We start from the raw sequence: 12,890 nt of genomic DNA, 5'->3' as shown, positions 1-12,890 counted from the left end.
CTGGGCCATTCCATTTATCGGAGCGCTCATTATCATGCGCCCCGGAAAATCCAAACCGGACGATTGGCCGCGGCGGATGAAAGCCGAACAACTGAAGCCGCAACTCGAGTGTGATGTCCCGCCATGGAAACCGATTCTCCGACGATACCGAAGCGGACGCTGACGGATATCCTCTTTATCTTCTTCTTGCGGCTCGTTGCCGTTTCCTGCTTCTGGTTCGGCCTGCAATATTGGGCGATGCTCGTCGGCTACTCGCTCGTTGGCGCCGGCCGCTTCGATCTGCTGAGCCTGCCGTGGAAGGTCGCAAGCACCTCCCTTGCCGTTCTTTTCCCAGTCGCCTCGCTCGGCCTCTGGCTCACCGTTTCCTGGGGACCGGTCATCTGGGTGCTGGCCGCCGGCGGCCAGATCCTCATGTACGGCCTGCTGCCGCAAATCTTCGGACCCAACCGGCTGATCATCCTGCTGCATGTGATCGTGGCCGTAATCTACTGGATTTTCAGGCTTTCCCTGTGGCTGGAGCGGCGCCGGCAGCGGCGTCAGGTAAGCGTTGATTTACCCTGATACATCGAGAGCTTTTCGTAAGCCTCTGTTAAGCCTGCGGTTTAAGTCGAATTTTATATGTATTCGATAGGGTCTCACTCAAGGCGGGAAGAAAACGACACCGCCAAACAAAACAGTGAGGCAGTCAAATGAACACGAAAATCAAGCCGCAGGCGGCATCGACTTTCCATGCGCAGGATCAGGGCATCCGTGATCTTTACATGGAATCCCTTCATCTTGTTGAACGTCTTCATCGCCGTCTTCTCGACGTCATCAAGGACGAGTTCGACCGTCAGGGCCGCAGCGACGTCAACGCCATCCAGGCGCTTCTCCTCTTCAATATCGGCAACTCCGAGCTGACCGCCGGCGAGCTGCGTTCCCGCGGCTACTATCTCGGCTCGAACGTTTCCTACAACGTCAAGAAACTGGTCGACCTCGGCTTCATCAACCACCAGCGCTCGCGCATTGACCGCCGCTCGGTCCGCATCAGCCTGACCGAAACCGGCCAGGACATCGCCGAAACGGTGGCCCGGCTCTACGAACGCCACATCGCCTCGATCGACAAGGTTGGCGGCATCGGCACTGACGAGTTCACCCAGATGAACAAGCTCCTGCAGCGTCTGGATCGCTTCTGGAACGATCAGATCCTTTATCGCCTGTAAGATGGCGACGATCTGTCTCCAGGCATGAATAGCAGAATGTCCCGACCGGCGCTGGCCGCATCAACGGGGCACGAAATGGCACAGGTGGCGCGGATTGCGCGCCGCTTGAATGCCGGCGATTTCCGACCTCCAATCGGCACCTGAAGCGCGCGCGGTTTCCCTCCGCGACGCGCTTTTCTGCCGTTGCGCTGCAGACCTACTGTTGGTGAGGCGGAAGCGTGCCGGCCTTCCGCTCGGCCGGACACCTTGATAACGCTCAAAGGCATCCGCTCACCCCTGCGTGGCATCTTTGCAACGCACGCCAGACAAGCGCAAAGCCCGGTATTCAAGCCGTTTTTTAGTCGTTATTAACCAGCACAGTTTACCCGTCTTATGGTTCGTTGAGTGCGGTCTCCGGCAACCGGCAGTCTGTCTTGCGGTCCGGAAACACGAATTGGCCATATTGGTGTGACAGCGGAATATTCTATAGCCGGCGTCCTCGATGGACCATTGGCACCATCCAAGTTTGCTCCTCGCGATCTTGTGATGGGACTGGCGGAATTTCCAGGTGCGCCGGAAGAACGAACGGATAGGGATCTGCGTTAAGGCGCAGGATATCGCAAAGGGCCGCGGCTTCCTCCACCGTGGCATTGAGTGGTTGGGACGAATGTCTAAAAAAAACGGAATTGAAGCTCTCTCGCGCCGCGCCTTCCTGGCGTCGGCGGCAACGGTTGGTGCCGGCGCGCTTGCCGCACCTGCATTCGCGCAATCGGCGCTCGATGGGCTCCTGAATGCCCCGAAACGCGGCAATTGGGACGACCAGTTCGATGCCAAGGCAGCCTCGCGCACGGCGACTGCCGTTCTCTCCAATACGCCGATCCTCAGCCCCCAGTCGGTGCCGAGCACGCAGCAGGCGATCATGCAGTATCAGCAGATCGCGTCCGCCGGCGGCTGGCCCGAGGTCAATCCGGGCGATCAGCGCCTGCAGCTCGGCGTCAGCTCCCCCACCGTCCAGGCCCTGCGACAGCGTCTGGCGATCACCGGCGACCTGCCGCGTGAGGCTGGTCTTTCCAATGCTTTCGATTCTTATGTCGATGGCGCCGTCAAGCGCTTCCAGGCCCGCCACGGCCTGCCGGCCGATGGTGTGCTCGGCGAATTCACGCTGAAGGCGATGAACATCCCGGCCGATGTGCGCCTGCAGCAGCTGAACACCAACCTCATCCGCCTGCAGACCTTCCCGGAAGATCTGGGCCGCCGTCACCTGATGGTCAACATTCCGGCCGCCTATGTGGAAGCCGTCGAAGACGGCAGCGTTGCGACGCGCCATACCGCGGTTGTCGGCCGTCTTAGCCGCCCGACGCATCTCGTCAACTCGAAGGTCTACGAAGTCATCCTCAACCCGTACTGGACGGCACCCCGCTCGATCGTCGAGAAGGACATCGTGCCGCTGATGCGCAAGGATCCGACCTATCTCGAAAAGAACGCCATCCGCCTGATCGACGGCAAGGGCAACGAAGTCGCCCCCGAGACCGTCGACTGGAACGGCGAGGCGCCGAACCTGATGTTCCGTCAGGACCCGGGCAAGATCAACGCCATGGCGTCCACGAAGATCAACTTCTACAACAAGAACGGCGAGTACATGCACGACACGCCGCAGCAGGGCCTGTTCAACAAGCTCATGCGCTTCGAATCGTCCGGCTGCGTGCGCGTCCAGAACGTGCGCGATCTGTCGAACTGGCTGCTGCGCGAGACCCCCGGCTGGAACCGCCAGCAGATGGAACAGGTGATCGCGAGCGGCACCAACACGCCGATCAAGCTCGCCGTCGAAGTTCCTGTTTATTTCGTCTATATCTCCGCCTGGGGCATGCCCGACGGCGTCGTCCAGTTCCGTGACGACATTTACGAGATGGACGGCAATGCCGAATTGGCGCTCGACACGACCTCGGGTACGGAACAGCCGGTCCAGTAATCCGGACATCAAACGATCCCGAAAAGCCGCGCCATGTGCGCGGCTTTTTTCATTCCAGCGGACCATGCCAACGCAAACTGTTCGGCGCGCGCGCTTAGCCCAGCAAATGTCGTTCTTCGTATTGCCCTCGCATCGGCGGAAGGCTAATACCTTCCGCATTCCAGTGAAGGAGCCAGCCCATGACCAATGCTTCCACCGAATCCTTCTTCAATCGCTCGCTTGCGGACGTCGATCCGGAAATCTTCGGCGCGATCGGAAAGGAACTCGGTCGTCAACGGCATGAGATCGAACTGATCGCATCCGAGAACATCGTTTCCCGCGCCGTTCTGGAAGCCCAGGGCTCCATCATGACCAACAAATACGCCGAGGGTTATCCGGGCAAGCGCTATTACGGCGGCTGCCAGTTCGTCGATATCGCCGAGGAACTGGCGATCGAGCGCGCCAAGAAGCTCTTCGGCGTCAATTTCGCCAACGTTCAGCCGAATTCCGGTTCGCAGATGAACCAGGCCGTGTTCCTGGCGCTGCTGCAGCCGGGCGATACGTTCATGGGTCTCGACCTGAACTCCGGCGGTCACCTGACGCATGGTTCGCCAGTCAACATGTCCGGTAAGTGGTTCAATGTCGTGTCCTACGGCGTGCGCGAAGGCGACAACCTGCTCGACATGGACGAAGTCGAGCGCAAGGCCAAGGAAACCAAGCCGAAGCTCATCATCGCCGGCGGCACCGCCTATTCCCGCATCTGGGACTGGAAGCGCTTCCGCGAGATCGCTGACTCGGTCGGCGCCTACCTGATGGTCGATATGGCCCATATTGCTGGTCTGGTTGCCGGTGGCGTGCATCCGTCGCCGTTCCCGCACTGCCATGTCGCGACCACCACAACCCACAAATCTCTCCGTGGCCCGCGCGGCGGCGTCATCCTGACGAATGACGAGGATCTGGCCAAGAAGTTCAATTCGGCCGTCTTCCCCGGTCTCCAGGGCGGCCCGCTGATGCACATTATCGCCGCTAAGGCCGTTGCATTCGGCGAAGCCCTGCAGCCTGAGTTCAAGGAATACGCCGCCCAGGTCGTCAAGAATGCCAAGGCACTGGCCGAAACGCTCGTTGCCGGCGGTCTCGACGTCGTCTCGGGCGGCACGGATAACCACCTGATGCTGGTCGACCTGCGCAAGAAGAACGCCACCGGCAAGCGCGCGGAAGCCGCACTCGGCCGCGCTTACATCACCTGCAACAAGAACGGCATCCCGTTCGATCCCGAAAAGCCCTTCGTCACCTCGGGCGTGCGCCTCGGCGCCCCGGCCGGCACGACGCGCGGCTTCAAGGAAGCGGAATTCCGCGAAATCGGCAACCTCATCGTCGAGGTTCTCGATGGCCTGAAGGTCGCCAATTCTGACGAGGGCAATGCCGCCGTCGAAGCTGCCGTCCGCGGCAAGGTAGTGAATCTGACTGATCGCTTCCCCATGTATGACTACATGGGCTAAGGAGTAGGCATGCGCTGCCCCTATTGCGGTTCGGAAGATACGCAGGTCAAGGATTCACGCCCGGCGGAGGATAACACCTCCATCCGCCGGCGCCGCATCTGTCCGGACTGCGGCGGCCGCTTCACGACCTTCGAGCGTGTGCAGCTGCGCGAGCTGATGGTCACGAAGAAGACCGGCCGAAAGGTTCCCTTCGATCGTGATAAGCTGGTCAGATCCTTCGATGTGGCATTGCGCAAGCGGCCCGTCGACCGCGACCGTATCGAGCGTGCCGTCTCCGGCATCGTGCGCCGGCTGGAAAGCTCGGGCGAGACGGAAATCTCCTCCGAGCAGATCGGCCTGCAGGTGCTCGAAGCCATGAAGAGCCTCGATGATGTCGGTTTCGTGCGCTACGCCTCGGTCTATCGCGATTTCTCGCATGCCGAGGATTTCGAAAAACTGATCGCCGAGCTCAACGCCAAGATCGCCCGCGATCCACTGGACGTCTGACCATGGGCGAGGGGATCGCGCGGCCTGAGGACGAACGCTTCATGGCAGCCGCGATCCGCCTGTCGCGCTGGCATACTGGCCAGACTTCCACGAACCCATCCGTTGGGTGCGTCATCGTTCGAGATGGCGTGATCGTCGGCCGTGCCGTGACCGCGCTTGGCGGCCGCCCGCATGCCGAGCCGCAGGCGCTCGCCGAAGCCGGCGAACTTGCCCGCGGTGCGACGGCCTATGTCACGCTCGAACCCTGCTCGCATCACGGCAAGACGCCACCCTGCGCCGAGGCCCTGATCGCTTATGGCGTCGGCCGCGTCGTCATCAGCGTCACCGATCCCGATGTCAGAGTTTCCGGCCGCGGCATTTCCATGCTGCGCAATGCCGGCATCGAGGTGACCTCGGGCGTGCTGGAGGAAGAGGGCAGGCAATCGCTGTCAGGCTATCTCACCCGCCAGACGAAGAACCGCCCCTATGTGACTCTCAAGCTTGCGGTTTCCGCTGATGGCATGATCGGCCGCGAGGGGGTAGGGCAGGTGGCGATCACAGGTCCGGAAGCGCGTGCCCAGGTGCAGGCGCTGCGAGCAGAAACCGATGCGATCCTTGTCGGCATCGGTACGGCGATAGCTGACGATCCATTGCTGACCGTGCGCATGCCGGGTCTTGAGGAGCAATCACCCGTTCGCATCGTGCTCGACCCCAATCTGGCCCTGCCGCTGACGAGCAAGCTTGTCGAAACGGCGCGGGAGGTGCCGGTGATTGTGGTGGCGAGCGAAGAGATTTCACCGCTAGGGTCGGAGGAAGGGTTACCCCCCTCTGCCCTGCCGGGCATCTCCCCCACAAGGGGGGAGATCGGCAAGGAGCACGCTCCGAATTCTCTAGCTTCTGGTGACGATGGCTCTGCTTCGAGCAACGATGTAGGACGGCGAGCCAGCCCCCAGCCAATCTCCCCCCTTATGGGGGAGATGTCCGGCAGGACAGAGGGGGGTAACACACCCACAGACCCCACCGAGATGGACTCCCGCCGCGCCGCGCTCGAAGCCGCCGGCGTCGAGATCCTCTACTGCAATCCCTATCACCCCGAAGTCCTGCTGCCGGCGCTTGCCACGCGCGGTATTTCCTCGCTCCTGGTCGAAGGCGGCGCGAAAACCGCGAAGCTTTTCCTCGAAGCCGGTCTAGTCGATCGCATCCAGCTTTATCAGGCGCCTGTCGTCATCGGCGAGGGCGGTATTGAATCCCCGCTGCAGGCAACCGACATACCATCCGGTTTCGCCCACAGGGGCACTTACATATTCGGCGCGGATCGCCTGGACGAATACGAAAGAGAGAATTGATGTTCACCGGAATTGTCACTGATGTCGGCACGATCGAATCCGTTTCGCCGCTGAAGGAAGGCATCAAGCTTCGCGTCGCGACGAATTACGACCCGGCGACCATCGATATGGGCGCTTCCATCTCTCATTCCGGTATCTGCCTTACCGTGACCGGCCTGCCGCAGGATGGCAGCAACGGCCGCTGGTTCGAGGTCGAGGCATGGGAAGAGGCGCTGCGGCTCACCACGATTTCCACCTGGCAGGCGGGCAGCCATGTCAATCTCGAGCGTTCGCTGAAGATCGGTGACGAGCTTGGCGGTCACATCGTCTCCGGCCATGTCGACGGCAAGGCCGAGATCCTGTCGGTGACGGAAGAAGGCGACGCCACACGCTATCGTCTGCGTGCGCCGGCCCATCTCGCGAAATTCGTAGCACCCAAGGGCTCCATCGCACTCGACGGCACGTCGCTCACCGTCAATACCGTCGATGGCACGGATTTCGACGTACTGTTGATCCGCCACACGCTTGAGGTCACCACCTGGGGTGAGCGCAAGGCCGGCGACTTCGTCAATTTCGAGGTCGATACGATGGCGCGTTATGCCGCTCGTCTTGCCGAGTTTCCTACCGCGAAAACTGAATGATCGGCCCGTTATAGTCGGTCCGCGCCGTTTCCCTGAAACCGAGCTTGTCCGCGACCTTGAGCGACGGCGCATTATCAGGGCTGATGATGCAGGTCATCATCCGTCCCGGAAACTGCTTCTCGCCCCAGCCGATGATCGCCTTCAGCGCCTCCGTGGCATAGCCCTTGCCATGGGCTGAAGGCATCAGCGCCCAGCCCACCTCCATCGTGCCTTCGATTGAAGGCTGCATCTCGCGTTTCGCTTCGAGGAAACCCGCTTCGCCGATGAAGCGGCCGCCATCCTTTTCTTCGATCGCGAAAAAACCGAAGCCCATGTGATGCCACATGCCGGCAAGGCGCAGCAGGCGCGACCAGCTTTGTTCGCGGGTAGAAGGCACGCCGCCGATGAAGCGCACGACGTCTTCGTCGCGCCAGAGTTCGAAATGCGCGTCGAAATCATCGAGCCGGTGCGCGCGCAGAATGAGCCGTTCGGTTTCCAGTGTCGGAATATCGATCATTGATAGGATGCTCTGAAGTGAGGGGTGACGACGGTGCTTTTCATCAAAAGCCCGGCTCGCCGTCCCAGTAATCAAGCGCATTTTCTCCCCGGCCGATATGGTCGAAGGAGCTGCCGTCGCGATTGGTCTTGGCGAGGAATTTGCCGGAATCGGGATATTCGCAGATCTCGGTCTTCGCCTTGGTCGACAGGCCCAAATAGATGAGCGGCGTTGATCCGGTATTGATGATCTGATGCGCCGTTTCCGGTCCGCCCGAGGGTGCGCCCAGCACATCGCCCTTCTTGATCGGATAGCGCTGGTCGCCGAAGCGATATTCGCCCGTGCCCTCGATGATATAAAAGAGCTCGTCCTCGACATGGTGGTTGTGAAAAGGGCAGCCGGATTTGCCTGGTGGCACTTCGCTGTAGCTGATGCCGAGATTGGCAAGCCCCAAATCGTTTCCGAAAGACGTGTCGCGGCTCTCGAAGAGCCTTCCCCTGGTCCAGTGTTCGAGGGAGAGATCGGCCGTGTTGATGACCGGTTTTGCGTTCGTCGCCATAGGGTCCTCCGTTTTGGCGAGAAGACAATCCTATCAGGCGGAAAATGCAACAGCGATTTCGACAGAAGGCGGCATGGGTGGTGAGGAGATCAGCCGCCCATGTCGCCTTCCAAGCTGGCAGCCTCAGCGAACGTAGAACGTAATGCTGCCGTCGGCTGCCTGTTCGGCGTTCACAACATTACGGATATTGACGCCGTCATTGTTGAGCTTGTGTGCCAGCGACCTGTTGGCGTCGATGGAGGCCTGGATGGCGTGGACAGCGCTTTGCGGGCGCTGAAGGACAGAGCGCGGGCCGGTGTCCTCGTCGTCGAGATTGTGCCAGTTGTAGACCGGTTGGACGTCGAAGTCGCCCTGGAAGGTGCGAAGCGTCTGCTCGATACCCTGGGCGCTATTCATGCCGAGGCTTTCAGCCCGGCTGACGCCGGCAAATGCAAGGGAGGAGAAAGCGGCGGCAATGGTGATTTTAGCAAGGCGGTTCATGATGGTATCCTTTCGTCTGCTGCGACGGTCGGCTGTCAACAGGGGATCGTCTGCGCTACGACTGAGATTTGGCGCTGCAGCATTGTTCTTTCAATGGATTAAGTCACTGAAAATCAATTACAAATTGTTCATGAATTCTGCCTTGGATTTGCCGTTATTGCGTCACCCGGCTAAGCATGTTTTTTGCGTGGTTGCGCCCGACAGTGTGCGGCCGAGCTATCCCATTGCAGATATTTTGTCTTTCCTTCAGAGCGTCGCCCGAATTTGCTTGCCATTCGCTCGAAGGCATGTTTTGACCGCGGCCTGCCCGAGTGGAAAATGCCCCTCCAACCGAAGGTGAACCATGCCGAAAGAGACCGCTCCCCATATTTTGATCGTCGAAGCACGCTTCTATGACGACATGGCCGATGCTCTTCTGGAAGGCGCGACCTTCGCGCTGGAAGAAGCGGGCGCAACCTTTGACGTCGTCACTGTGCCCGGCGCGCTGGAAATTCCGGCGACGATTGCCATGGCGCTCGATGGCGCGGATAATGATGGCACGCAGTATGACGGTTTCGTCGCACTCGGCATGGTCATCCGCGGCGAGACCTATCATTTCGACATCGTGTCGAACGAGTCCTCGCGCGCTCTTATGGATCTCGCCGTCAGCGAATCCCTTGCCATCGGCAACGGCATCCTGACCGTCGAGAACGATGAACAGGCCTGGGTGCGCGCACGCCGCTCGGAAAAGGACAAGGGCGGTTTCGCCGCCCGTGCAGCTCTCACCATGATCGAGCTGAAGAAGAAGTTGGGTGCATAAAGAATGACTGACGAAAATACCGAACGACCGGTCAAGGCTGCCAACCAGCGAGGCGCTGCACGCCTCGCGGCTGTGCAGGCGCTTTATCAGATGGATATCGGCGGCACCGGCGTTCTGGAAATCGTGGCGGAATACGAGGCGCACCGCCTCGGCCAGGAACTTGACGGCGAAACCTATCTGAAGGCCGATGCCGGCTGGTTCCGCTCGATCGTCTCAGGCGTCGTGCGCGACCAGCTCCGCCTCGATCCGCTGATCGCCTCTGCTCTGCAGGACGATTGGGCGCTGTCGCGCCTGGACAGCACTGTCCGCGCCATCCTGCGCGCCGGCGTTTTCGAACTCGTCGACCGCAAGGACGTGCCGGTCGCCGTCATCGTTACCGAATATGTCGAGATCGCTCGTGCCTTCTTCGACGACGATGAGCCGAAGCTCGTCAATGCCGTTCTGGACCGCATCGCCAAGCAGGTGCGCGGCGACCAGAAGAAATAGGCACTTAGCCGCCAAACGATCCTTCCCTTTCTTTCTTCGGAACTGCAAGGCTTTTGAAGTTTTGCAGTCTTGACGCGACGTTATCGACCACGCAATCTCCGCACGCCTGTTGAGCGTTTCTGTGGAGAGGAGTCGATTCAGCAGCATTCGTCGCCGGAGAAGGAGTGAGTTCCGGCTTATGGGAGGAAAGAGCGAATGACCATTCTTTTATTGGTAATCGCATGTGGCCTGCTCTCGGTGGTCTATGCCATCTGGGCAACCCGGTCGGTGCTTGCTGCCGATCAGGGCAACAGCCGCATGCAGGAGATCGCGGGCTATATCCGCGAGGGCGCACAGGCCTATCTGACGCGTCAGTATAGAACCATTGCCATCGTAGGCATTGTTGTTTTCATTGCAGCATGGCTGCTTCTTTCCGCTACGGCCGCGATCGGTTTCCTGATTGGCGCCGTCCTCTCGGGTGCTGCCGGCTTCATCGGCATGCACGTTTCTGTCCGCGCCAATGTGCGCACCGCCCAGGCAGCATCCGCGAGCCTCAAGGCCGGCCTGGACATTGCCTTCAAGTCGGGCGCGATCACCGGCCTTCTGGTTGCCGGCCTCGCGCTGCTCGGCGTCTCCATCTATTATTATGTGCTGACGATCGTGCTCGGCCATGAGGCCGGCTCGCGCGAAGTCATTGACGCACTCGTGTCGCTCGGCTTCGGCGCTTCGCTGATCTCGATCTTCGCCCGCCTCGGCGGCGGCATCTTTACGAAGGGTGCTGACGTCGGCGGCGATCTCGTCGGCAAGGTCGAAGCCGGTATTCCGGAGGACGATCCGCGCAACCCCGCAACCATTGCCGACAACGTCGGTGACAACGTCGGTGATTGCGCCGGCATGGCGGCAGACCTCTTCGAAACCTATGCGGTGTCCGTCGTCGCCACGATGGTTCTCGCGGCAATCTTCTTTGCCGGGGCACCTATCCTGCAGTCGGCTATGATCTATCCGCTGGCAATCTGCGGCGCCTGCATCATCACCTCGATCATCGGCACCTTCTTCGTCAAGCTCGGCCCCAACGGTTCGATCATGGGCGCCCTCTACAAGGGGCTCATCGTGACCGGCCTTCTGTCGATCATCGGTCTTGGCGCAGCAACCTCGCTGACGGTCGGTTGGGGTTCGCTCGGTCAGGTCGCCGGTTTTGATGTCACCGGCACGAAGCTGTTCTTCTGCGGTCTCGTCGGCCTCGTCGTCACAGCGCTGATTGTCGTCATCACCGAATATTATACCGGCACCGGCAAGCGCCCGGTCGTCTCGATCGCCCAGGCATCGGTCACCGGCCACGGCACCAACGTCATCCAGGGCCTCGCGGTATCCCTGGAATCGACGGCCCTGCCGGCAATCGTCATCGTCGGCGGCATTCTTGCCACCTATCAGCTCGGCGGCCTCTTCGGCACCGGCATCGCGGTCACCGCCATGCTCGGCCTCGCCGGCATGATCGTCGCGCTCGATGCCTTCGGCCCGGTCACGGACAATGCCGGCGGCATCGCCGAAATGGCTCACCTACCGCCGGAAGTGCGCAAGTCCACCGACGCGCTCGATGCCGTCGGCAATACGACGAAGGCCGTCACCAAGGGTTACGCGATTGGTTCGGCCGGTCTCGGCGCGCTGGTGCTCTTTGCGGCCTATGCGAACGACCTGCAATATTTTGCCGCGCATCCCGACCAGTATCCGTATTTCCAGAATATCGGCCCGATCTCCTTCGATCTGTCGAACCCCTACGTGGTTGCCGGTCTGCTGTTCGGCGGCCTGATTCCCTATCTCTTCGGCGGCATCGCCATGACCGCTGTCGGCCGCGCCGCCGGCGCGATCGTCGAGGAAGTGCGCAAGCAGTTCCGCGAAAAGCCGGGCATCATGCAGGGCACGGAAAAGCCTGATTACGGCCGCGCCGTCGATCTTCTGACCAAGGCCGCGATCCGCGAAATGATCATTCCGTCGCTGCTGCCGGTGCTGGCGCCTATCGTCGTCTATTTCGGCGTGCTCATCATCTCCGGCTCCAAAGCGTCAGCCTTTGCAGCACTTGGCGCATCGCTGCTCGGCGTCATCATCAACGGCCTCTTCGTCGCGATCTCGATGACCTCGGGTGGCGGTGCATGGGATAATGCCAAGAAGAGCTTCGAAGACGGCTTCGTTGACAAGGACGGCGTTCGCCACATGAAGGGCTCGGATGCTCACAAGGCATCGGTGACGGGCGATACCGTCGGCGATCCCTACAAGGATACGGCCGGTCCCGCTGTCAACCCCGCGATCAAGATCACCAATATCGTGGCGCTGCTGCTGCTGGCGGTTCTCGCAAGCTGAAACATTTGAGCGAATGAAGGAAAAAACCCGCCGGATCGCTCCGGCGGGTTTTTCTGTATCGGAAACAGCTTGCTTTAGCGCAGGCTGGACGGGTTCTGCGGCGTGCCGCCGGCGCCACCGCCGAAGAGGCTCTTGGCTGCATTGGCCGCGCTACCGCCGGACAGCATCTGCTGCAGGAAGGTGAGTTCGCGGCCGCCGGTCGGCGTAACGCGGGCAATCGTGTCGAATACCTTGCCGTCCTGCAGGGTGTAGTTGGCGCGGCGGGTCACGACGCCGTCCTTGTCGAAATAGATGGCGAGAATGCTCTGGTCGGTGACGCGCAGCTTCTGGTAGGCCATCGAGCGCTGACGGCGCTGCGAGATGTAATAGAAGACTTCGCCGTCGAAGGTTGCTGTCGTGGACGGTGTGCCGAGCGACAGCAGCACCTGCTCGCGGCTGGAACCCTCAGGCACCAGCGCCAGCGACTGCTGGTCGACGATATAGCCGCCGTTCAGCACGGTGCTCGTCTGGCAGCCTGAAAGGGCGGTGGTGGAGGCGATTATGATGGCTATGGCCGCATTGCTGAAGAATTTCATGTCTGACTTGAAATACCGTTTCTTCAACGACATCTACTCCCTTGAGTATCGATAGCAGCCATTCCAAATACTGCGTGCTTCCTCCTGCAAAACCATTGTGGCCATTCCGGGGTCGAACTCTCC

At 60.6% G+C, this 12,890-nt stretch carries 14 protein-coding genes; 10 read left to right on the top strand and 4 right to left on the bottom strand.

Annotation, left to right across the window (positions count from 1 at the left end; translation table 11 throughout):
• Positions 1-123: 123 nt before the first annotated feature.
• From PMI11_RS18680 to PMI11_RS18650, 7 genes are all read left to right on the top strand, one after another.
• The gene (locus PMI11_RS18680; RefSeq protein WP_007819997.1) at positions 124-561 is read left to right on the top strand and encodes a DUF6163 family protein; all 438 of its coding nucleotides are present in this window, start codon (positions 124-126) and stop codon (positions 559-561) included.
• Between the two features lie 128 nt (positions 562-689).
• The gene (locus PMI11_RS18675; protein WP_007819996.1) at positions 690-1,202 is read left to right on the top strand and encodes a transcriptional regulator LdtR; all 513 of its coding nucleotides are present in this window, start codon (positions 690-692) and stop codon (positions 1,200-1,202) included.
• Positions 1,203-1,848: 646 nt separating this feature from the next.
• On the top strand, positions 1,849-3,150 hold the full coding sequence (locus PMI11_RS18670) for a L,D-transpeptidase family protein (RefSeq protein WP_037071669.1): 1,302 nt from the start codon (positions 1,849-1,851) through the stop codon (positions 3,148-3,150).
• A gap of 179 nt (positions 3,151-3,329) precedes the next feature.
• Positions 3,330-4,628, top strand: coding sequence for a serine hydroxymethyltransferase (gene glyA / locus PMI11_RS18665; protein ID WP_007819994.1), 1,299 nt, complete (start codon positions 3,330-3,332; stop codon positions 4,626-4,628).
• Positions 4,629-4,637: 9 nt separating this feature from the next.
• Positions 4,638-5,114, top strand: coding sequence for a transcriptional regulator NrdR (gene nrdR, locus PMI11_RS18660; RefSeq protein WP_007819993.1), 477 nt, complete (start codon positions 4,638-4,640; stop codon positions 5,112-5,114).
• A 2-nt stretch (positions 5,115-5,116) separates the two neighbouring features.
• Positions 5,117-6,439, top strand: a complete 1,323-nt coding sequence (gene ribD, locus PMI11_RS18655) for a bifunctional diaminohydroxyphosphoribosylaminopyrimidine deaminase/5-amino-6-(5-phosphoribosylamino)uracil reductase RibD (protein ID WP_007819992.1) — start codon at positions 5,117-5,119, stop codon at positions 6,437-6,439.
• The gene (locus PMI11_RS18650; RefSeq protein ID WP_007819991.1) at positions 6,439-7,059 is read left to right on the top strand and encodes a riboflavin synthase; all 621 of its coding nucleotides are present in this window, start codon (positions 6,439-6,441) and stop codon (positions 7,057-7,059) included. Before ribD ends, PMI11_RS18650 begins: the two co-directional genes overlap by 1 nt.
• On the opposite strand, the gene PMI11_RS18645 is transcribed toward PMI11_RS18650, so the two are convergent.
• From PMI11_RS18645 to PMI11_RS18635, 3 genes are all read right to left on the bottom strand, one after another.
• Complete coding sequence (locus tag PMI11_RS18645; protein ID WP_007819990.1) at positions 7,040-7,555, bottom strand: GNAT family N-acetyltransferase; 516 nt, start codon at positions 7,553-7,555, stop codon at positions 7,040-7,042. The genes PMI11_RS18650 and PMI11_RS18645 overlap by 20 nt on opposite strands.
• A 43-nt stretch (positions 7,556-7,598) precedes the next feature.
• The gene (locus tag PMI11_RS18640) at positions 7,599-8,093 is read right to left on the bottom strand and encodes a cupin domain-containing protein (protein ID WP_007819989.1); all 495 of its coding nucleotides are present in this window, start codon (positions 8,091-8,093) and stop codon (positions 7,599-7,601) included.
• A 123-nt stretch (positions 8,094-8,216) separates the two neighbouring features.
• Positions 8,217-8,573 carry a hypothetical protein gene (locus tag PMI11_RS18635; RefSeq protein WP_007819981.1) on the bottom strand — a complete coding sequence of 119 codons (357 nt, stop codon included), beginning with the start codon at positions 8,571-8,573 and terminating at the stop codon, positions 8,217-8,219.
• 343 nt (positions 8,574-8,916) lie between these two features.
• Between PMI11_RS18635 and ribH the strand changes: the two genes are divergently transcribed.
• The 3 genes from ribH (at position 8,917) to PMI11_RS18620 (ending at position 12,192) form a co-directional block, all read left to right on the top strand.
• A complete protein-coding gene (ribH, locus tag PMI11_RS18630; protein WP_007819979.1) occupies positions 8,917-9,372 on the top strand; it encodes a 6,7-dimethyl-8-ribityllumazine synthase in 456 nt (151 codons plus the stop codon).
• A 3-nt stretch (positions 9,373-9,375) separates the two neighbouring features.
• The gene (nusB, locus tag PMI11_RS18625; protein ID WP_007819976.1) at positions 9,376-9,858 is read left to right on the top strand and encodes a transcription antitermination factor NusB; all 483 of its coding nucleotides are present in this window, start codon (positions 9,376-9,378) and stop codon (positions 9,856-9,858) included.
• 195 nt (positions 9,859-10,053) lie between these two features.
• A complete protein-coding gene (locus tag PMI11_RS18620; protein WP_007819974.1) occupies positions 10,054-12,192 on the top strand; it encodes a sodium-translocating pyrophosphatase in 2,139 nt (712 codons plus the stop codon).
• 74 nt (positions 12,193-12,266) lie between these two features.
• Here the strand turns inward: PMI11_RS18620 and PMI11_RS18615 are convergent, their stop codons facing one another.
• Positions 12,267-12,800, bottom strand: coding sequence for an outer membrane protein assembly factor BamE (locus PMI11_RS18615; protein ID WP_007819972.1), 534 nt, complete (start codon positions 12,798-12,800; stop codon positions 12,267-12,269).
• Positions 12,801-12,890: the final 90 nt, after the last annotated feature.

It is taken from the genome of Rhizobium sp. CF142 (genome assembly GCF_000281145.1).
Taxonomy (GTDB): Bacteria; Pseudomonadota; Alphaproteobacteria; order Rhizobiales; family Rhizobiaceae; genus Rhizobium.
This window is presented reverse-complemented; position numbering and strand designations above follow the sequence as displayed.

Bases quoted from the DNA above. Each gene is read 5' to 3' on its own strand.
- nrdR (WP_007819993.1), top strand. From the start codon at position 4,638: ATGCGCTGCCCCTATTGCGGTTCGGAAGATACGCAGGTCAAGGATTCA.
- PMI11_RS18645 (WP_007819990.1), bottom strand. From the start codon at position 7,555: ATGATCGATATTCCGACACTGGAAACCGAACGGCTCATTCTGCGCGCG.
- PMI11_RS18650 (WP_007819991.1), top strand. From the start codon at position 6,439: ATGTTCACCGGAATTGTCACTGATGTCGGCACGATCGAATCCGTTTCG.
- PMI11_RS18640 (WP_007819989.1), bottom strand. From the start codon at position 8,093: ATGGCGACGAACGCAAAACCGGTCATCAACACGGCCGATCTCTCCCTC.
- glyA (WP_007819994.1), top strand. From the start codon at position 3,330: ATGACCAATGCTTCCACCGAATCCTTCTTCAATCGCTCGCTTGCGGAC.
- nusB (WP_007819976.1), top strand. From the start codon at position 9,376: ATGACTGACGAAAATACCGAACGACCGGTCAAGGCTGCCAACCAGCGA.
- ribH (WP_007819979.1), top strand. From the start codon at position 8,917: ATGCCGAAAGAGACCGCTCCCCATATTTTGATCGTCGAAGCACGCTTC.
- PMI11_RS18615 (WP_007819972.1), bottom strand. From the start codon at position 12,800: ATGTCGTTGAAGAAACGGTATTTCAAGTCAGACATGAAATTCTTCAGC.
- ribD (WP_007819992.1), top strand. From the start codon at position 5,117: ATGGGCGAGGGGATCGCGCGGCCTGAGGACGAACGCTTCATGGCAGCC.
- PMI11_RS18675 (WP_007819996.1), top strand. From the start codon at position 690: ATGAACACGAAAATCAAGCCGCAGGCGGCATCGACTTTCCATGCGCAG.
- PMI11_RS18680 (WP_007819997.1), top strand. From the start codon at position 124: ATGGAAACCGATTCTCCGACGATACCGAAGCGGACGCTGACGGATATC.
- PMI11_RS18670 (WP_037071669.1), top strand. From the start codon at position 1,849: ATGTCTAAAAAAAACGGAATTGAAGCTCTCTCGCGCCGCGCCTTCCTG.
- PMI11_RS18635 (WP_007819981.1), bottom strand. From the start codon at position 8,573: ATGAACCGCCTTGCTAAAATCACCATTGCCGCCGCTTTCTCCTCCCTT.
- PMI11_RS18620 (WP_007819974.1), top strand. From the start codon at position 10,054: ATGACCATTCTTTTATTGGTAATCGCATGTGGCCTGCTCTCGGTGGTC.